Origin of the sequence: Roseibium aggregatum (assembly GCF_014692675.1) — a bacterium.
In the GTDB taxonomy this organism is placed as follows: Bacteria; Pseudomonadota; Alphaproteobacteria; order Rhizobiales; family Stappiaceae; genus Roseibium; species Roseibium aggregatum_C.
In genome coordinates this window covers 52,471-70,401 of sequence record NZ_JABFCZ010000025.1, presented here as the reverse complement: position 1 = coordinate 70,401, position 17,931 = coordinate 52,471, and the positions used below count along the sequence as shown (strand labels likewise).

Genomic DNA, 17,931 nt, shown 5'->3' with positions numbered 1-17,931 from the left:
AGCATCCTATCCTTTGGGCGTGTACCAGATGGGCGAGGTGTAGGCGCGTTCCTGGATTTTCATCCGGGTGCCGTCAAGCGGTTTGGAGCCAAAGAATTTGGCATCATAGGCTGTCCAGCGGGGCGTCGGAATTTCGATGACTCGTCCGTAATAGAAAGCGGACTCGGCCGGATCGAAATCGGGATCCTCCCAAACGGCGATTAATTCGGAAGAGCCGATGGAATTCGACCAGGAAGCATTGGCCACATCTACAGTGTCGCCCACTGGTGGAAGCTTGCCATCCGCGTCCGGCTGCCGGTCGCCGGACCAGGCCACATCATAGACCTTTTCCTGCAGTTTCCCGTCGGCGTCCATCCACCCCTTTACGATCTGGTAGCGGTCGAGATTGGCGCCGATGGGGTCCTTTAGCGCGGCGACCAGGAAGGTCGGAGCTTTGCCGCCGTCCGGAGCCTTGGCAAGATCGCCGCCCATGGGCACGCCCTTGGTATAGCCAACATCCGCAGGAACGCGGCTGTCGGCGTCTTCAGGCGTGAAGCCCCAACCGCCGAAGAAGCGCACCAGCATGCGGGGACCGGTGGTTGCATAGGTTTCCCGGCGTTGCATGGCATCCCAGATCGAGGCTCGTGTGTTTTCTTCTGCCCAGACCGCGGCATAGCCGGAAGCGCCGACTTCCCAGTCCATAATCTTGACACCGGTATCCTTGTTATCGACGAATGTTGCCGTCATCCGTTCGGCGCTCGGTTCCTGCGGCACCGTTTTGCCGAAGAAATTGTTTTCCTCCAACGCCGCCAGACCCGTGTGCGCATCACTGCTGCCGATCAGGCCGAATTTAAACGGATTGGTCCCGAACTCTTTTTGAAGCTTCAGACCGTTCTTGAGCGCTGACCGCGAATATTCGAATTCCAGCATGTCATTGGTCTTGGCAACAGAACCGTCGAGGTTGCCCTTGTCCCAAAGCTCGAAGGCGGCGAACTCGTCATTCGGCGAAAGGAACGGATGGGCTTCGCCGGTGCCCTTGGTTTGGGTCGTCTCGTAAAGGCGCTCCCATTTCGCCCGTGATTCAACATAAGACTTGTCGAGCTTCTTGCCGAAGGCTTCCTCGACCGGGAACATGATGCCGTTGCTCAGGTTCCCGTTGTGCGGGATCGCCAGAACGTTGCCGCCGGTCTTTTCTTCATAGGCGGCCATCCATTCCCACAGGTGCACGGGATTATCGCTCCCTGGCGGATAGACCGTGAAAGGCACAACTTCGCTCGCCTTGTCGCCGTCATCTCTGAAAATCACGTTGCGGTGCAGATTGTTGCCGCCTGTGTTCGAGGTCCATTCATAGCCAATGAAGGCGGTAAAAACGCCGGGATCGTTGAATTCCTCGGCGGCATCGATCGTTTTCTGCCACGCATTTTTGTAAGCGCGCGTGCCGGAGCCGTAAAAAAGATCCTTTGGAAACGTGTTGTGCGAGAAAGCAACGATGATCTCCATGGCGGCATCATTGCCCTTGCCATTCTTGATCATCTCGTACCACTTCTTGCCGGTCGGATCCGCGAGCAGGTTCGGCTTGCCGGCGAACAGATCAGGGAAGAAACCCATATTGTCGGAGTGATCCGCCACGACGAGGAAATCGAGCGGTCGCGCGAGTTTGACAGGTTGTCCGGTGGAAGACGTCACCTGCTCCCCCCGGGCGAAGCGATAGGCGTCGCGCGGGCCGAGGCGTGCGCCGAATGCGCCTGCATCCATGGAATAGGCCGTGTGAAGATGCGTATCGCCGAAAAACGGCCGCGTTGGGAAGTTGCGGTCGACATAAGGCGAGTAATGCGGCGTGTCTTGAAAGCCTTTGTCAGCCTTTTCCTGATCCAGGGTGCCGGAGATCCCGACGCTGCCGGCCTGTCGGGTCTGGCGGTCCAGCTCATCAAGGCGGGCGTTCGTCCTGAACGCATTGCCCCGGCCTCGCCGCAGCAGAACGGCCGGCTGGAGCGCCTGCACAGAACCTTGAAGGATGAAACCGCCAATCCGCCCGCGGCCAACCTGAAAGCCCAGGCCGACCGGTTCGTCCGCTTTCGGCAGACCTACAATGAAGAGCGTCCGCATGAGGCGCTCGGCATGGCAACCCCGGCCGCCGCCTATACAGACTCGTCAAGACCCTGGAGCGGCAGGCTCAGATCTCCCGACTATGATCAGGGAACATGCGTGCGCAGGGTGCGCCAAAACGGCGAAATCAAGTGGCGCGGCAGCACCGTTTATGTCTCCATGGCCCTCGTCGGAGAGCCGGTCGGCATTGAAGAAGCCGACACCGGGCAACTTGAACTCCGCTACGGACCGGTCTTCATCGGCTATATCACTGAAGACCTGAAACTGCGCTGGCCCACACGAGGCAGAAAAACAAAAACTGTTACCCATCCTCCCGGATAGAACTGTTACCCATCATCCGGGTTGCACAGGATTGCCAGCCAGACCATCTTTCAACCCCTTCAAGCGATTCAAATGGTAGGATCAATCGCTCGGAGACGAATATAAGTGAAGCTCCGAATTTCAGGCTTTCGTCTGATGATCGGCCGAACGAATAGCCTGACTTCCAGCTTCGGAGGGTCTTACCCCTTCGGCGTGTACCAGATGGGCGAGGTGTAGGCGCGCTCCTGGTGGATCGTCTGGATCTGCTTCGGGATCCCGACGCCAAAGCGGAACGCGCCACATCCCCGCTTGGCTGGCTCGATCCTAGAAACCCCTTCCTCGAAGCGAAATGACCTGTATCAACAGGTGCAGTCGGGCCGATTTATTCAACCACTTCCGCCGATGAAGCGATCCCGCGCAGATACCGGCTCGGCACGATGCCGGTCATGCGCTTGAACATGGTGGTGAAGGCGGCGGTGCTGTCGTAACCGAGATCGAGGGCGACGCTGGTCACCTGCTCCCCGCCGGCCAGGCGCGGCAGGGCGGCGAAGATGCAGGCCTGCTGGCGCTAGGCGGACAGGCTGATACCTGTTTCGTGGCGGAAATGCCGGGTGAATGAACGCCGGCTCATGCCGAGCGACCCGGCCCAGTCGTCGATGGAAGCACCTGTCGCCGGGTCATCCAGAAAACCACGGCAAAGGTTTGCCAGCCGCGGGTCGGCCGGAAACGGCAGGCCGAGCGGCCGCTCGGGCAGATTGGGGATCTCTTCCAGGATAAGGGCCATGATCAGGCCGGTGCGGCTTGCGGCTTCGTAATTTTGCGGCAGCCTGACGGCTTCCAGCATCAGGCTGCGCATCAGGTCTGTCAGGCCGACGACGCGGGTTTCCCGCGGCAACTCCGAGACCGCGCCCGGCTTTACGTAGATCGAACGCATGCTGACATGGCCGCTCGCCGTGACGGAATGTTCCAGCTCGGCCGGCACCCAGAGCGCATGGTCGGGCGGCACCATCCAGCTGCCTGTCGCCGTCGAGACCGTCACGACACCGGCAAGCGCATAGATCAACTGCGCCCGGCTGTGCCTGTGCGGCCGCACCACGTAGCCGTCCGGGTATTCGCTCGCCTTGGCGATGACCGGTCCACGCGCGTTCTCCAGCCGGTCAATGATCCGGTCATGAGCTTCAAGGGTCCAGGCCGGCCCCATATCGCCTTCGTCGGGTGTACTACCCTGCCCGTCGGCAACTGGATGTTTGTTGGCAGCGCGTGTCATCCATGACCCGGTAAATTTGGCCCACTCGCGAAAGAATTGGACCATAGCACGAAAGCAGGCCTGAACAATCCTGCTATTCTCAGCGGCAGGACAGGCCCCTTTAGGAGCCTCAGGGAGATCCACGTGACCACCGCCACCACGACCGCTGACCAACCGTCTGCACCAACGACCGCCTTTGCGATCATCGCAGCGCTCAGCTTCTGCCACATGCTGAACGACATGATGCAATCGCTGCTGGCCGGGATCTATCCGATCCTGAAGGAAGGCTATGCGCTCGATTTCGGCCAGATCGGGCTGATGACGCTCACGTTCCAGATCACCGCGTCCCTGCTGCAGCCGCTGGTCGGCATCTATACCGACAGGCGTCCGCAGCCTTATTCGCTCACCGTCGGTATGGGCTCCACCTTCACCGGTCTGATCGTGCTCGCCAATGCCCACCGGTTCGAATGGATGCTTGTCGCCTGCGCGCTGATCGGACTGGGCTCGGCCGTGTTCCACCCGGAATCCTCGCGGATCGCACGAATGGCGTCGGGCGGGCGCCACGGCCTTGCCCAGTCGCTGTTTCAGGTCGGTGGCAATTTCGGCACGGCGCTCGGGCCGTTGCTCGCCGCCTTCATCGTCCTGCCCCAGGGCCAAAAGAGCGTCGCCTGGTTCTCAGCCGCCGCCCTTCTCGCCATGCTGGTGCTGTGGCAGGTGGGCAGCTGGTACGCCGGAAAGAGAAAGACCACGGCCAGGCACGCGGTCGCGCATGCCGTCACCGGTCTGTCGCCGTCGCGCGTCGTGCTGGCGATTGCCGTTCTCGGGCTGCTGGTCTTTTCCAAGTACATCTACATGGCCAGCCTGACGAACTATTACACCTTCTACCTGATCCACAAATTCGGCGTCGGCATCCGCGAATCCCAGCTTCTCCTGTTCCTGTTCTTAGGCGCCGTCGCGGCCGGCACGGTCATCGGCGGCCCGGTCGGCGACCGGATCGGCCGCAAGGTGGTGATCTGGATTTCAATCCTCGGCGTGCTGCCGTTCACGCTCGCCCTGCCCTACGCCAACCTGTTCTGGACGGGTGTGCTCACTGTCATCATCGGCCTCGTGCTGGCCTCGGCGTTTTCGGCGATCATCGTCTTCGCCCAGGAGCTGGTGCCGGGCAAGGTCGGGCTGATCGCAGGCCTGTTCTTCGGCTTTGCCTTCGGCATTGCGGGTCTGGGCGCGGCGGTTCTCGGCGAGGTCGCCGACATCAAGGGGATCGAATACGTCTACCACCTGTGTGCCTTCCTGCCCGCCTTTGGCATCCTGACGGTGTTCCTGCCGAACGTCGAAAGGGCGTGACATTCCACGGACGGCAAAACCCGTACCGTTGAAGGGCTGGCGAGACCGGTATCATCCCGCCTCGATGCTCTGTGAAAGAAGAAAAGGCCGGCAGCGTCGGGCCGCCGGCAGAAGCGCTTACAGGGACGCCATGTAGACCGGCAGTTCGCGCAGGTCAGGCACGACGATCATCTTCTTCACCTTGCCCGCCTTGAAGGCTGCCAGGAAGCGGGAATAGTTCTTGAAGGCGACGCAGCCGTGAGAGCCGTTGGTGCCGCGCACCAGCGACGTATGAGCAAGCATGCCGTCGCGGCCATGCATGGCGCCCCGGTCGGTCGGCAGCATGCGCACCGCCTCAACCCCGTGGTACAGGCTCTCACGCATGACGAGCTTGTAGACATTCGGCGGCGTCGGCCCGCGGTTCTTCCGCTTGGTGTAATTCGGGTTGTCCTTCATGTGGCCCAGACCGGAATGGGCTTCCAGCTTCTGGCCGTCCGGCATGTAGACGGTGGCCGACTTGATGTCATAGACCGCAATGCCGCTGCCGCGACCGGGAAGGCCGCCCTTGCCGCCGCCGCCGCTGAACACCTTGGACAGGCCGCCGAACAGGCCGCCGCCGCCGCTGTCATCGGTGGTGGTCGGGTCTTCCGGAGCCGCATAGGCAAGCTGGGGATAGGTCTTGCGCCCCTTGCTCTTTTCCTTGTCGTCGTCCTTCGCCCGGGCCCAGCTCGGTACTTCCGGACGTTTGGACGGCACGGGCGCCGTTTCCGGCGTCATATCCGGAGCCGTCTCCGCATTCGCGACGTCGGTTTCGATGGTTATCTCGCCGGTGTCCGTTTCTTCCGTTTCCGGCTCCAGCGCCGCGACGGTTATAGAACCGTCGGCTGTGCTGTCGGCACCGCCCTCGGTCTCGCGCGCCGCCAGCAGCCTGCGCCGCAGCAGTCCCTTGGCCAGTTCGGCCACGAGAGCGACCTTTGCCGCCGCCTCGTCCTCTTCCTGCTGGCGCCGGGCCATGGCCAGCGCGAGCGTTTCTTCAGACGACAGGGCAAACGGACGATCCGGCTCGGGAAGCACTTCCTGCCCGGTCGTCGTCAGACGATCGGCCGGCCCGGCATATGCGCCGGCATGGTTCGGCGCGATGCTGCCGGTGATGATGTCGTCCGGTTTGGACTGCGGCAACGGAGGGATGGCTGCCCGGGTTTCCGGGTCGGAGAAGATCCGCGCCAACTGGTCTTCGACCGGGCCGACGGATGATTTCGTCAGGGTCACAGACAGCGCGAGAGCGGAAAGAGCGATGGCCCCGCCGAACAATGCCACGCGTGTTCCGCGGACACCGGACTTCTTCGTCCTTGCCTGACCCTGAGGTTTGGAAGGCTGTTTACTACGATACATATGCGCCCAAACTTTGCTTTACCCGCGGCTGACGAGCCGCGTGTCCGACAAACCGACACTTAAAGGCTGCAACCCTGCCCCCGCCTGTCGAGGTCCCCAGCAATCTCCAACTATGAAGAAACTTGGTAACCAAGACATTTACGAAAACGCTCGCAATCGACGATTACGAAAATGTAATCAAACCGAAAAACATCAAAAAGCGGCCATTTTCGGGCACTCCCTCTACGGAAGGAGGAAGGACGGGGGTCCGTCGACAAAAAACAGGCTTGCAAATCGCAACAAAGCCATGGGCCGGATGCCGGACGCTACGCACTAACCCGGACCGATCCGGATCCGGTGGATTGTCCGGCCCGTGACGCCACAAAAGACGGCGATTCGTCTAGCCGAAGTCGCCCTTGTAGGTCTCCCGCAGGGCGTTCTTCTGGATCTTGCCCATGGTGTTGCGCGGCAGGGCTTCCACGATGTGGACTTCCTTGGGCTGCTTGAAACGGGCGAGCTTGTCGGACAGGGCGACGGTGATGCCGCCGGCATCGAGATCGGCGCCAGGACGGGCGGCCACGACCGCGACCACGCCCTCACCGAAATCGGGATGGGGAACGCCGATCACGGCACTTTCGGCAACGCCCGGGATTTCGTCGAGCAGTGCCTCGACTTCGGCCGGATAGACGTTGAAGCCGCCGGAAATGATCAGGTCCTTGGAACGGCCCACGATGGAAACATAGCCGCGCTCGTCGATCCGGCCCATGTCGCCGGTGACGAAATAGCCGTCGGTGCGGAATTCCTCCGCCGTCTTTTCCGGCATGCGCCAATAGCCCTGGAACACGTTCGGCCCCTTGACCTCGATCACGCCGACCTCGCCCTGAGGCAGTTCCCTGCCCGTCGTCGGATCGGCGATCCTGAGGCCGACGCCCGGCAGCGGGAAGCCGACGGTCCCGGCCCGGCGCTCGCCGTCATACGGGTTGGAGGTGTTCATGTTGGTTTCGGTCATGCCGTAGCGTTCCAGGATGGCAAGACCGGTGCGCTCGCTGAACTCCTTGTGCACTTCGGCCGACAGCGGTGCGGACCCGGAAATGAACAGCCGCATATGGGACACGAGATCCCGGGTGAACGCGTTCGAGCCGAGCAGGCGGATATAGAAGGTCGGCACGCCCATCATCGAGGTCGCCTTCGGCAGCAGCTTCAGGACCGCGTCCAGATCGAACTTCGGCAGGAACAACATGGAGCCGCCGGCAAAAAGCAGGGTGTTGGTGGCGACGAACAGGCCGTGGGTATGGAAGATCGGCAAGGCATGCAACAGGACGTCGTCGCCGGTGAACTGCCAGTATTTTACCAGCGTACGGGCGTTGGAGGCCAGGTTCTCGTGGGACAGCATCGCGCCCTTGGAACGGCCGGTCGTGCCGGAGGTGTAAAGGATTGCCGCAAGATCGGTGTCCTCGCGCGCCACGTCCTCAAACTGACTTGAAGCCCCGTCGGCGAGCGTGCGCAGGGACCCCTCGCCGGCCGCATCGAGCGTCTGCAGGCTGGCGCCGACCTTTTGCGCCGTGGCGGCAAGGGCATCGGCCTTTGCCGGATCGCAGACGAGGACGGCCGGTTCGGCGTCGGTGACGAAATAATCGATCTCGGCCGGCGTGTAGGCGGTGTTCAGCGGCAGGAAGATACCGCCCGCGCGCACTGTCGCCAGGTAAAGCATCAGGGCTTCCGGCGTCTTTTCCACCTGCACCGCCACCCGGTCGCCGGGCGACACACCGATATCGGTCAGCGCATTGGCATAGCGGGCCGACAGGGCCAGCACATCGCCGTAGCTGATCTGCCGGCCGTCCTGGGTTTCCAGAAAGACCTTGCCGGTGTCCGGCATGTTGGCGCGGATTTCAGAAAAGAGATGGTTCATGGGCTCAACTCACCGGCTGCAGACTTTTATTTTGGGGAACGGCTTTGATCAGTTTCTGGACCTGGGAACTGGAGGCGACCGCTCCGGTTTCGGCATAGGCTTCGTGATTCCGCTCTATATATCTCAGTTCATAGAGATAATTCACCATGAAGCCATGCGCCTGGGCGAGACCGTTGGGTGAAATGTCGCCCAGCCAGTTGACCCGCTCCAGCCGGGCGCCGTTGCCGATGTGGAACCGGGCAACGGGATCGAGCGGCCGGCCCTTCCGGTCCTTTTCGCGGGTCAGATAATGCGCGCAAAGGCCTGATAGCGCCGGTTCCAGGCGCTTGCACACATCCGGATCGAGGAACCAGTCGGTCTGCTGCAATTCGTCGGACAACTCCGGAGCCAGCGCGTTCGACACCACGTCCGTTTCGGCCTTCAGCTGCCGGGAAAGCCAGCGGGCAAAGCCCGGTACCGGAGACAGGGTGACGAACGTCTTGAGACCGGGAAGCTCCCGGCGCAGTTCCTCGACGACCTGTTTGATCAGGAAGTTGCCGAAGGAAATGCCGCGCAGGCCTTTCTGGCAGTTGGATATGGAATAAAAGACCGCGGTGGCAGCCTCTTCCGCCCTTATCTCTGCCCGTTCCTCTGCCAGGATCGGGGCAATAGCCCCGGGAATGTCCCGGGTGAGCGCGACCTCGACGAAGATCAGAAGGTCATCGACAAGGGCGGGATGGAAGAAGGCGTAAAGCCGCCGGTCCTCCAGCCCGATACGCCGGCGCAGATCGTCCCAGCCGGAGATCTCGTGCACGGCTTCATATTTGATGATCTTTTCCAGGATGGAGGCCGGGGTCGACCAGTCGATCCGGCGCATCACCAGAAATCCCCTGTTGAACCAGGACGAAAACAGGTGCTCGAAATCCTGGTCCACTTCCCGCAATTCCGGGTGGTCCGCCAAAATGTCCAGGAGATCGGCACGCATGTCGACGAGAGCACGGGTGCCGCCGGGTGCGAGGTTCAAACGCCGGATCAGTTCCTGCCGGCGCGGTTCGGAAACCGCATGCAAATGCCTGAGCACCGCCGGATCGTCCGGCGTTTCCTGAAGCTCCGCGGCGGCTTGCCGGACAAGATCCAGATCAGGGCCGAAGCGATCCAGAAGCGCCATGAAGAACGCCTGTCTGGCTTCGCTTCCAAGTCCGGCATAGGTCGTCAGCACATCCTGGGCGATGGCGACCCCGGAGGCTTCGCCCCGTCCCGACAGCAGTTGTTCGCACAATTCGACGACCGGAATGCCGGAGTTCCGGTTCCGGCGGGCATCAAGCAGTGCCCGCCCCTGCTCCGTGATGGATGACAGCAATTCGCCGAAGAAGCTTGTATTCATATGGCCTTGCCCAGCATGAGTTCCGGAAGCCATGTGGCGATGCCGGGAAACAGACAGAGGATCACGATCCCGACCACCATGCACAGCACGTAGGGAATCGATCCGCGCAGGATTTCCGCCAGCGTGATGTTCGGAGCGATCCCGTTAATCACATATAGGTTCAAACCGACCGGAGGCGTAATCAGACCTATTTCCATGTTGATCGTGAGTATCACGGCAAACCAGTAGGGATCAAAGCCGGCCTGCAGGATGATCGGCATCAGGATCGGCGCGGTCATCAGGATGACGGCGACCGGCGGCAGGAAGAAGCCGGCGAACAGCAGGAAGAGGTTGATCACCGCCATCAGGACCCAGCGATTGACGTCCAGGTCGGCGATCCAGCCGGCGATCGACTGGGTGACGAACATCGATGACAGGGTATAGGAAAACAGCTCCGACGCACCGATGATCATCATGATCATGATGCTTTCCTTCAAGGTGTCGCGGAACATGCGCGTGACCTTGGAAAAGCTCCACATCCGGTAGATCACCACCACGAGCAGGATGCACAGCAGAGCGCCGACGCCGGAGGCTTCCGACGGCGTGGCGACCCCGCCGTAAAGCACGTAAAGGATGCCGGCGATGATTGTCAGGAAGGGAAGCACCCGCGGCAATGCGGCGAAGCGTTCCTTCATGGTGAAGCGTTCGGTCAGTGCGGACAGGCCCACGCCCCGGCGTTTGCACTCGAAGATCGTCCAGGCCATGAACAGGATGGTCAGCATGAGCCCCGGCAGGAGGCCTGCGATGAACAGGCGTCCGATCGAGGTTTCCGTGGCAATGCCGTAAACGATCATGGTGATCGACGGCGGGATCAGAATGCCGAGCGTGCCGCCGGCTGCGATCGACCCGGCTGCGATCTCGTTCGGGTAGCCCCGGTCGGTCATTTCCGGAATGCCCATCTTGCCGATGGCAGCACAGGTTGCCGGCGACGATCCGGAAAGAGCGGCGAAGATGGAACAGGCGCCCAGATTGGACAGGACCAGGCCGCCCGGCACCCGGTTCAGCCAGCGGTCGAGCGCCTCGTAGAGATCCTTGCCGGCCGGCGACGACGCGACTGCGGCGCCCATGAGAATGAACATGGGAATGGAGACCAGTTCGAAGGAGGCAAGGCCTGCGAAAAAGGTCTCTCCGAGAATGGAGAGGCTGCCGGGACCATCGACGATCAGCAGCGCCATGATGGAAACGAAGCCGAGGGCAAAGGCGATCGGTGTGCCGATGCCGAGCAGGGCCAGAAGCCCGATCATGACCAGAAGGCCGGAGACAAGCGGGCTCATTCGTGCGCTCCCCAGATTTTCGCCAGTTCGGCGACATATTGCAGAGCCATCAGGCCGATGCCTACAGGCAAGGGCAGAAGCGGAATCCAGAGCGGCAGGGCCCAGACGGTATCGGTCGTCCAGCCGTAGCTCCAGGCTTCCTCGAAATAATGCCAGCCGGACCAGGCGAGCATGGCGGCGAAGATCAGGCCGATCAGCCCGGCAAGGGACTGCAGGATCTCACGCCAGGGACGCTTGGCGGCCATTTGCAGGATATCGACGCCCACATGCCCCTTTTCCATGAGGACATAGGGGCTTGCGAGGAATGTCATCGCGACCAGGGCGAAGGTGACGAAATCCGTCTGCCAGTAGGTCGATGCCTTCAGGAAATACCGGAACACCACCATCTGGGTCACAACCAGAATGGCCGCAGCCAGAAGCAGAAGCGAGATGATGGCGGCCCCACGCGAAAGCGCGGAGACCCAGCGGATATAGGCGGTCATGCGAGACATCCGTAGTCACGGCAGCCTCCCCCGACCGCACGGGATCCGTGCACCGCAAGGCTGCCTGTTATTGTCGTTCTTGAGGATCGTCCGGCCCGGCGCCAATCGCGCCGGGCCGGAAATTATCGGTCCCGCTTATTCGACCGCGAGGGCCTCGTCGATCAGCTTCTGACCGCCTTCGACCTTCTCGGCGAAGTTCTTGTAGGAGGTCTCCTTGGCGATCGCGAGCCAGGCGTTGTAGTCGTCGCCGGACATTTCGACGACCTTGACGCCGGCATCCTCAAAGGTCTTGACCAGCTTGTCATCGAGGCCCTTGGCCTGGCCGACGAAATATTCCTGGGCAACCTTGCCGGCCGCCATCAGGGCATCCTGCTGCTCCTTGGAGAGACCGTCCCAGCTGCGCTTGGACATCAGGATCGGTTCATACATGAACCACAGGGCGTTGGCGCCCGGCTTGGTCAGGCAGGTGACCTGTTCGTAGATGCGATAGGACACGAACGATCCGGAGGAGGTGTTGGCCGCATCCAGAACGCCGGTCTGCAGACCGGTGTAGATTTCCGAAGACGGCATGGAAGCGATCGAGGCGCCGCCTCCCACCAGCATCTGTTCGAATGCCGGACCGGCCGCACGGGTCACCTGACCCTTGATGGTGTCCGGGCTGGTGATGCACTCTTTCTTGGACGCGAACGCGCCGGCGAGCCATGCATCGGCGAGCACCACGACGCCGGCGTCGTTGATGACCTGCTTGATGTCCTTCATGAACTTGGAATCGTTGAGCCGCAGTGCGCGGTCATGGTTACGCACCAGGCCCGGCATGAGGGTCGCGGAGAATTCCGGATGGCGGCCGGAGGCATAGTCGAGCGGGAAAGCCGAGATATCGAGCTGGCCCTTGACCATGGCGCCCCACTGTTCCTTGGGCTTGAACAGCGACTTGCCAGGATAGACCTGGATCTTGACGCCGACGTTGGCCTTTTCCACCTCACGCGCCAGGATCTGCACCATTTCGTCGCGGACGTCGCCTTTTCCGCCCGGCCACTGGTGCGAGGCCTTCAGGGTGATGTCGGCAGCATTCGCCACCGGCACGGCGGCACATACGGCAACGCCCAGGACGAGCGCCGTCTTCATAAAAGTCTTCATAATATCCTCCCGTTAGCGCGCCATCCTGTTTGAGCGGAAGTCTGCGCGCGGGCGGTCTCCCGCCGACGTCAAGGCAAACATAGCTCTCGCATGCGAGTCAATCTTTTTTGTATACAAGAATGGGATTTTTGCATAAGTTGGGGCCATGACCAAACCTCGCAGCAAAGTCCGGCGTGCCGAATCCTTACGCGAAGCCCTTGAGGGAGATATCGCGACCGGCCGCTATCCCGCCGGAACCCGGCTCGACGAGGTCACCCTTGCCAACCGCTTCGAAGTGTCGCGCACGCCGATCCGCGAGGCCCTGATCGAACTGTCGGTCGCAGGCCTCGTTGAAATCCGGCCGCGGCGGGGCGCCTTCGTGCGCGAAATCGGCATTCCCCGGCTGATCGAGATGTTCGAGGTCATGGCGGAACTGGAAGCCATGTGCGGACGGCTTGCCGCCCGGCGTATTGCGCCCCGGGAGCTGGCCAACCTTCAGGCGGCCCACGAGGCCTGCAATCTCGCCTGCGAGGACGGGGATCCGGACGCCTATTTCCACGCCAACCAGACCTTCCACGAGGCGATCTACAGGGCGAGCCACAACGGCTTCCTGGCCGATCAGGCGCGCAGCCTGCAGAACCAGCTCAAGGTTTACCGGCGCCTGCAGCTTCGGGTGCGCAACCGGGTTGCCATGTCGCTGGGCGAGCACCAGCAGATCGTCGACGCCATCGCCCGTGGCGATGCGGAAGCGGCCGCAGACCACCTGCGGCAGCACGTCCTGATCCAGGGCGAACGCTTCAACGATTTCGTCGCTTCGGTTGCCTCCCACCGCGAAGAAACCGAGGCCGAACAGCCGCTGCGCAGCGCTGCCGGATAAATAGGCATTTCCAATCAAGATCCCGCCTTGAAAGTGCCTTGAGCTTCCCCCACGCTCGTAAATGTCTTGAACGCGAACAGTGGGAGCGGCCATGCGAATTGAAACGCTTGCGGAAAAGATCGCCGACGGAACGATGCATGTGATCGGCATCGGCCTCGGCCTGGCAGCCACAATCACCCTTGCTGCGATCTTGTGGAATTCGCCCGACACCGGGCGGCAGGTGAGCGTGTTCGTCTACACCGGCTGCCTCATGGCCATGCTGATCTGCTCCGCGCTCTACAACATCTTCGCCAAGGAGAAAAAGCAGGGCCTGTTGCGCCGGCTCGATCATGCGGCGATCTTTCTGATGATCGCAGGCACCTACACGCCGCTGGCGTCGATGATCATCGGCGGCTGGACCGGCGGCATCCTGCTCGCCGTCGTGTGGACAGGTGCGCTCGCAGGCGCGATCCTGAAACTCCTGTACCTTAAAGGGGTGGACCGGATCACCGTGCCCCTGTGCCTGGCTTTGGGCTGGGTGGTGGTGTTCGCCTTCAAACCGCTGCTCGACAAGGCGTCGGGCTTCGGCTTCGGCATGATCCTGCTGGGGGGGCTGCTTTATACGGTGGGAACGGCGTTTTATGCCTGGAAACGGCTGCCGTTCCAGAACGCCATCTGGCACGCTTTCGTGCTGGCGGCAGCCGTCTGTCACTTCAGCGCGGTGCTTTATGACGTGGCGCTTATGCCGGTGACGGCGAGCTGACACGAAAAGAGCGGCCCGACCACGGACCGCTCTATGTTGTTACCCGGAACCTTCGGTTAAACAGTCTGGTGCTGTTCAGCCTGTTCCTTGGTCAGAACGATGACCTTGGTGCGCAGCGGAACCCGGCTGAACAGATCGATCACGTCCTGCTGCCACATGCGGATGCAGCCTGAGGAGGCTTTCGTTCCGATGCTGGAGGGCTTGTTGGTGCCGTGGATGCGGAACAGCGTGTCCTTCGGCCCCTGCCAGAGATCCATCGCGCGGGCGCCGAGCGGGTTCTTCAGGCCGGGCTCCATGCCCTTTTCCCAGTAACGGCCGAGAGACGGCTTGCGCGCGATCATTTCCTGCGGAGGACGCCAGATCGGGTGCTCGCGCTTGACGCGGATCAGGGCTTCGCCGGACCAGGCAAAGCCGGCCCGGCCGACGCCGATGCCGTAGCGCAGGGCCTTCTTGCGCGACAGGGTCCAGTAAAGGAAATTATTATAGGGATCGACGATGATCGTGCCCGGCTTTTCGTAGGACTTGTAGTCGACCACCTGGCGCCAGTACTTCTGGTCGAACGACTTGTAGTTGATCGCCGGCCAGGTGTAGTCGCCGTCCGGCCATGCCGCATAGGCGGAGGCGTAGTCGAAGGTTTCGTCCGGAAGGTCCGGCTGGTCATGCAGCCCGACCGAATAGCAGCCGGAAAGCGGAACCGCCATCAACATCAGCCCGCCGCCCATAAGGGCGCGGCGGCTGAGCGGATTGCTCAAAGGTGCCGTTGGGGACGTTTTCGTCGGGTAAAATTCGCTCGGCATGATGGCTCCGCTGTTTTCCTCGCTTTTTCATGCGCAGTTTGCGGCCCGTTGGCAAGAGCTTTCTGGGCAGGATCCGCATTCGGACTGGAATTTTCAGACCGATGTCGACAAATAAGAGACAGGTCTTAAGATTGTCCTCCCCGCCAACCCAAGGTTCCTTCCTTTGTCTTCGAACAAGATCCCCGTTTTTGACGGTCACAACGACACCCTTTTGAAACTGGAGATCGAGGCAGGGACGCGGAAGGAGCGCAGTTTTTTCAAGCGCACGGAACAGGGGCACATCGACCTGCCGAGGGCACGCGAAGGCGGATTCGCCGGCGGGCTGTTCGCCATGTTCGTTCCCTCCAACATCCATCAGGATTTCACCAGGCCGTTCAACCCGAGCGATCCGGCCAATTACGCCGAGATATCGCAAGCAGAGGCCCTCGGCTTCACCCTGCGCATGGCGGCCCGGGCGCAACGCCTTGAGCGGGAATCCGACGGGGGGTTTACCCTTTGTCGTAGTGTTGCGGACATCGAAAGGGCCATGGCCGAAGACAGTGTTGCCGCAGTGCTGCATATCGAGGGCGCGGAGGCGATCGACACCGATTTCAACGCGCTCGAGGTGCTGCACGCGGCCGGTCTGCGCTCGCTCGGACCGGTCTGGAGCCGCAAGAACGCCTTCGCCGACGGGGTACCAATGGCCTTTCCGTCGTCCCCGGACACCGGCCCGGGCCTGACCGACGCCGGCCGCGCGCTGGTCAGGGCCTGTAACGACCTCAGGATCCTGGTCGACCTGTCGCATATCACCGAAAAGGGGTTCTGGGATGTGGCGGAAACGAGCCGCCACCCGCTGGTTGCAAGCCATTCCAATGCCCATGCCCTGTGTCAGAACGCCCGCAACCTCACCGACCGCCAGCTCGACGCGATCCGGGAAAGCAACGGCCTGGTCGGCGTCAATTTCCATGTAGCCTTCCTGCGCGAGGACGGACGCCACGACAGAACGACGCCGCTGGAGACGATCGTCCGCCATGCGGCCTATCTGGTGGAACGGCTCGGCGAGGATCGCGTCGGCCTCGGATCCGACTTCGACGGCTGCATGGTACCGGCAGATCTTGGCGATTCTTCCGGCCTGCAAAAACTGGTTCAGGCATTTCGTGATGCCGGCTTCGGCGAAAATCTCGTTGAAAAACTGTCCTACAGAAACTGGCTGCGCGTATTGTCGCACACGCAAAATTGATCGATCGTTCAGGAAATCGCGAATTTGTGATCGACTAGTCCAATATAGTAATTGTCCCAATTCGCAGCCAAAATAACATTGGATATGAGTTGCGATAATTACCGGGACTGACCTGCAAGAAGGTCCGTTCCGGGCAGGTGCATTCAAGTGTCGTGGGCAAACGATTTCAATAAAGCGCTGCTTTACCGGATAAAAGCCGGAAGACCGCTCCTAAAAAACCGCCTTCGGAACCTGGTGCATCGAATTTGAAAGAGGATCTGCACGGCCCCATCGATCCGTCGATCAGGAATTATCGACCGGATTAGACCGAAGCGACCGAAGAAAAACCGGCTTTTGACCGGAAATACGGCGTGTGCGGTTTGGGGATGGCAGTCTGGATCTAAAAGGAGACAGACCGACCGATGACATTGGCCGACATTGCCACCAATCCGCTGTATTCCCAGAAGAATACGAGCAAATCGGATACGGTTCACCAGATACTGAAGCGCCGGATTGTGCTGGGTCATCTCACGGACGAATGCCCGATTACCGAGCAGGCGCTGGCGCAGGAGTTTTCCTGCTCGCAAGGCACGGTGCGCGAAGCCCTGCTCCGGTTGCAGGAATGCGGGCTCGTCGACCGGCGCGGCTATCAGGGAACCTTCGTCACCCGCACGACCCTGGACGAAGCTATCATCCTGACGCGGATGCGGGTGCACCTGGAATGCACCGGCGTCGAACGCGCGGTCGCGGTGGCGGATGATGGCAAGATAGACGATCTCAGGGAACTGATGGACCTCTACGATGAAAGCCGGTTGCAGCGCGACGTCTTCACCTGCTCGGAGATCGACCGGCGCCTGCATTGCTTCATCTTCGAAATGGCGGAAATGCCCATGCTGGAACCGTTCCTGCACCGGGCGCTCCTGCAGCTGCACCGCTACATGGTCTCTGCCCATCAGGGCAAGATCATATGGAACCGAAACGAGGGGTCACGGCATATCGACATCCTGGACGCATTCGAACGCCGAGATACAGAAGCTGCCAAACGGCGGATGAAGCGCCATATCGCCCAGTCGGTCAAGAATCTGGCACCCGGCATCTACGCGGCCGTGTTTGAAAATGACCCGCAGGGCGAGCCGCAGATGACGCCGAAGAAGCTGTGGAAAGCAGTGACGCCCCGACACAATGCGATCTGATCGCCAGCCTCAGTGACACATGCGGACCCGGCCGCTGTAGGTGCGGTAGGTGCCTGTGCGCGGATTGAAGGATTTGTACTTGCGCGCGCAATAGGCGATCCATTCGGGCGACCATTGGACCGGCCGGTAGGCCCTCGGCTGATAGTAGCGCGGCTGATAGTAGCGCGGCGGATTTACATAGGCCTCGGACCGGTAGGGATAGGGCGGCGGCAGATAACGGTAAGGCGGCGGATCGTAGTAGACCGGCCCGCCATAATAGGGCGCCCCGGCATAATAGCCCGGCCCTGAGAAGGCCGAGCCGATAATGGCTCCGGCCGCCAGGCCGATGACGCCGGCAGCGGCAGCGCCGCCCCAGTCATTGCCGCCCCGATAGTAATGGCCATGATGACGTCCGCCTGCCTCAGCCGCAGACAGGCTGACGGCGACAAGGCCGATCGCGGCAATTGCCACTCGGGCCGCATTGCGCAGCCAGGGTTTGCGGTTCAGAGAATGCACAGCCGGTATCATCTCCATCCTCCACAGCATGGACGCCACTACTGCCCCGCCCCAAGGAAATTAGAATATCACAAGACGCCGAAAACGCGGCGCGAATAAGGAAATCACTTGAATCTGGTGC

16 protein-coding genes and 1 pseudogene are annotated in these 17,931 nt (G+C 61.4%); 6 read left to right on the top strand and 11 right to left on the bottom strand.

Annotated elements, in window-relative coordinates:
- Window positions 1–6 precede the first annotated feature (6 nt).
- The gene (locus HK439_RS20870) at window positions 7–1,866 is read right to left on the bottom strand and encodes a DUF3604 domain-containing protein (protein WP_328804211.1); all 1,860 of its coding nucleotides are present in this window, start codon (window positions 1,864–1,866) and stop codon (window positions 7–9) included.
- On the opposite strand from HK439_RS20870, the gene HK439_RS20865 reads away from it, so the two are divergent.
- A complete protein-coding gene (locus HK439_RS20865) occupies window positions 1,810–2,406 on the top strand; it encodes an integrase core domain-containing protein (protein ID WP_235988040.1) in 597 nt (198 codons plus the stop codon). The two genes, HK439_RS20870 and HK439_RS20865, sit on opposite strands and share 57 nt — an antisense overlap.
- A 179-nt stretch (window positions 2,407–2,585) precedes the next feature.
- Here HK439_RS20865 and HK439_RS27390 read toward each other — a convergent pair whose 3' ends face one another.
- Window positions 2,586–2,708 carry a DUF3604 domain-containing protein gene (locus HK439_RS27390; RefSeq protein ID WP_190293453.1) on the bottom strand — a complete coding sequence of 41 codons (123 nt, stop codon included), beginning with the start codon at window positions 2,706–2,708 and terminating at the stop codon, window positions 2,586–2,588.
- A gap of 59 nt (window positions 2,709–2,767) precedes the next feature.
- A pseudogene (locus tag HK439_RS20855) lies at window positions 2,768–3,586 on the bottom strand (AraC family transcriptional regulator).
- A 189-nt stretch (window positions 3,587–3,775) separates the two neighbouring features.
- Here HK439_RS20855 and HK439_RS20850 point away from each other — a divergent pair.
- Window positions 3,776–4,975, top strand: coding sequence for an MFS transporter (locus HK439_RS20850; RefSeq protein WP_328804209.1), 1,200 nt, complete (start codon window positions 3,776–3,778; stop codon window positions 4,973–4,975).
- A 117-nt stretch (window positions 4,976–5,092) separates the two neighbouring features.
- Here HK439_RS20850 and HK439_RS20845 read toward each other — a convergent pair whose 3' ends face one another.
- From HK439_RS20845 to dctP, 6 genes are all read right to left on the bottom strand, one after another.
- A complete protein-coding gene (locus HK439_RS20845) occupies window positions 5,093–6,271 on the bottom strand; it encodes a DUF2778 domain-containing protein (RefSeq protein WP_190293414.1) in 1,179 nt (392 codons plus the stop codon).
- Between the two features lie 454 nt (window positions 6,272–6,725).
- Window positions 6,726–8,234 (bottom strand): malonate--CoA ligase, encoded by a 1,509-nt coding sequence (locus HK439_RS20840; protein WP_190293413.1) that lies wholly within the window; start codon window positions 8,232–8,234, stop codon window positions 6,726–6,728.
- Between the two features lie 4 nt (window positions 8,235–8,238).
- Window positions 8,239–9,597: a malonyl-CoA decarboxylase gene (locus tag HK439_RS20835; protein WP_190293412.1), complete on the bottom strand. Its 1,359-nt coding sequence runs from the start codon at window positions 9,595–9,597 to the stop codon at window positions 8,239–8,241.
- Complete coding sequence (locus HK439_RS20830) at window positions 9,594–10,910, bottom strand: TRAP transporter large permease (RefSeq protein ID WP_190293411.1); 1,317 nt, start codon at window positions 10,908–10,910, stop codon at window positions 9,594–9,596. The genes HK439_RS20835 and HK439_RS20830 overlap by 4 nt, the downstream gene beginning before the upstream one ends.
- A complete protein-coding gene (locus tag HK439_RS20825) occupies window positions 10,907–11,392 on the bottom strand; it encodes a TRAP transporter small permease subunit (RefSeq protein ID WP_190293410.1) in 486 nt (161 codons plus the stop codon). Before HK439_RS20825 ends, HK439_RS20830 begins: the two co-directional genes overlap by 4 nt.
- Window positions 11,393–11,527: 135 nt before the next feature.
- Window positions 11,528–12,517 carry a TRAP transporter substrate-binding protein DctP gene (dctP, locus tag HK439_RS20820; RefSeq protein ID WP_190293451.1) on the bottom strand — a complete coding sequence of 330 codons (990 nt, stop codon included), beginning with the start codon at window positions 12,515–12,517 and terminating at the stop codon, window positions 11,528–11,530.
- Window positions 12,518–12,674: 157 nt separating this feature from the next.
- Here dctP and HK439_RS20815 point away from each other — a divergent pair, with 157 nt between their 5' ends.
- Both HK439_RS20815 and trhA read left to right on the top strand, forming a co-directional pair.
- Entirely contained in the window at window positions 12,675–13,385 is a 711-nt protein-coding gene (locus HK439_RS20815; RefSeq protein ID WP_190293409.1) for a GntR family transcriptional regulator, read from the top strand.
- Between the two features lie 91 nt (window positions 13,386–13,476).
- On the top strand, window positions 13,477–14,127 hold the full coding sequence (trhA, locus tag HK439_RS20810) for a PAQR family membrane homeostasis protein TrhA (protein ID WP_190293408.1): 651 nt from the start codon (window positions 13,477–13,479) through the stop codon (window positions 14,125–14,127).
- A 56-nt stretch (window positions 14,128–14,183) separates the two neighbouring features.
- Here trhA and HK439_RS20805 read toward each other — a convergent pair whose 3' ends face one another.
- A complete protein-coding gene (locus HK439_RS20805) occupies window positions 14,184–14,924 on the bottom strand; it encodes a L,D-transpeptidase (RefSeq protein WP_190293407.1) in 741 nt (246 codons plus the stop codon).
- A 163-nt stretch (window positions 14,925–15,087) separates the two neighbouring features.
- Here HK439_RS20805 and HK439_RS20800 point away from each other — a divergent pair, with 163 nt between their 5' ends.
- The gene (locus HK439_RS20800) at window positions 15,088–16,143 is read left to right on the top strand and encodes a dipeptidase (protein ID WP_209011965.1); all 1,056 of its coding nucleotides are present in this window, start codon (window positions 15,088–15,090) and stop codon (window positions 16,141–16,143) included.
- Window positions 16,144–16,544: 401 nt separating this feature from the next.
- The gene (locus HK439_RS20795; protein ID WP_190293406.1) at window positions 16,545–17,315 is read left to right on the top strand and encodes a GntR family transcriptional regulator; all 771 of its coding nucleotides are present in this window, start codon (window positions 16,545–16,547) and stop codon (window positions 17,313–17,315) included.
- 9 nt (window positions 17,316–17,324) lie between these two features.
- Here the strand turns inward: HK439_RS20795 and HK439_RS20790 are convergent, their stop codons facing one another.
- Entirely contained in the window at window positions 17,325–17,822 is a 498-nt protein-coding gene (locus tag HK439_RS20790) for a BA14K family protein (protein ID WP_190293405.1), read from the bottom strand.
- Window positions 17,823–17,931 lie beyond the last annotated feature (109 nt).

What these genes read in the sequence shown, in the direction of transcription:
- HK439_RS20865 (WP_235988040.1), top strand. Translation starts at nt 1,810, where the DNA reads ATGCGGCGTGTCTTGAAAGCCTTTGTCAGCCTTTTCCTGATCCAGGGT.
- HK439_RS20840 (WP_190293413.1), bottom strand. Translation starts at nt 8,234, where the DNA reads ATGAACCATCTCTTTTCTGAAATCCGCGCCAACATGCCGGACACCGGC.
- HK439_RS20835 (WP_190293412.1), bottom strand. Translation starts at nt 9,597, where the DNA reads ATGAATACAAGCTTCTTCGGCGAATTGCTGTCATCCATCACGGAGCAG.
- HK439_RS20830 (WP_190293411.1), bottom strand. Translation starts at nt 10,910, where the DNA reads ATGAGCCCGCTTGTCTCCGGCCTTCTGGTCATGATCGGGCTTCTGGCC.
- HK439_RS20825 (WP_190293410.1), bottom strand. Translation starts at nt 11,392, where the DNA reads ATGACCGCCTATATCCGCTGGGTCTCCGCGCTTTCGCGTGGGGCCGCC.
- dctP (WP_190293451.1), bottom strand. Translation starts at nt 12,517, where the DNA reads ATGAAGACGGCGCTCGTCCTGGGCGTTGCCGTATGTGCCGCCGTGCCG.
- HK439_RS20815 (WP_190293409.1), top strand. Translation starts at nt 12,675, where the DNA reads ATGACCAAACCTCGCAGCAAAGTCCGGCGTGCCGAATCCTTACGCGAA.
- trhA (WP_190293408.1), top strand. Translation starts at nt 13,477, where the DNA reads ATGCGAATTGAAACGCTTGCGGAAAAGATCGCCGACGGAACGATGCAT.
- HK439_RS20805 (WP_190293407.1), bottom strand. Translation starts at nt 14,924, where the DNA reads ATGCCGAGCGAATTTTACCCGACGAAAACGTCCCCAACGGCACCTTTG.
- HK439_RS20795 (WP_190293406.1), top strand. Translation starts at nt 16,545, where the DNA reads ATGACATTGGCCGACATTGCCACCAATCCGCTGTATTCCCAGAAGAAT.
- HK439_RS20790 (WP_190293405.1), bottom strand. Translation starts at nt 17,822, where the DNA reads ATGATACCGGCTGTGCATTCTCTGAACCGCAAACCCTGGCTGCGCAAT.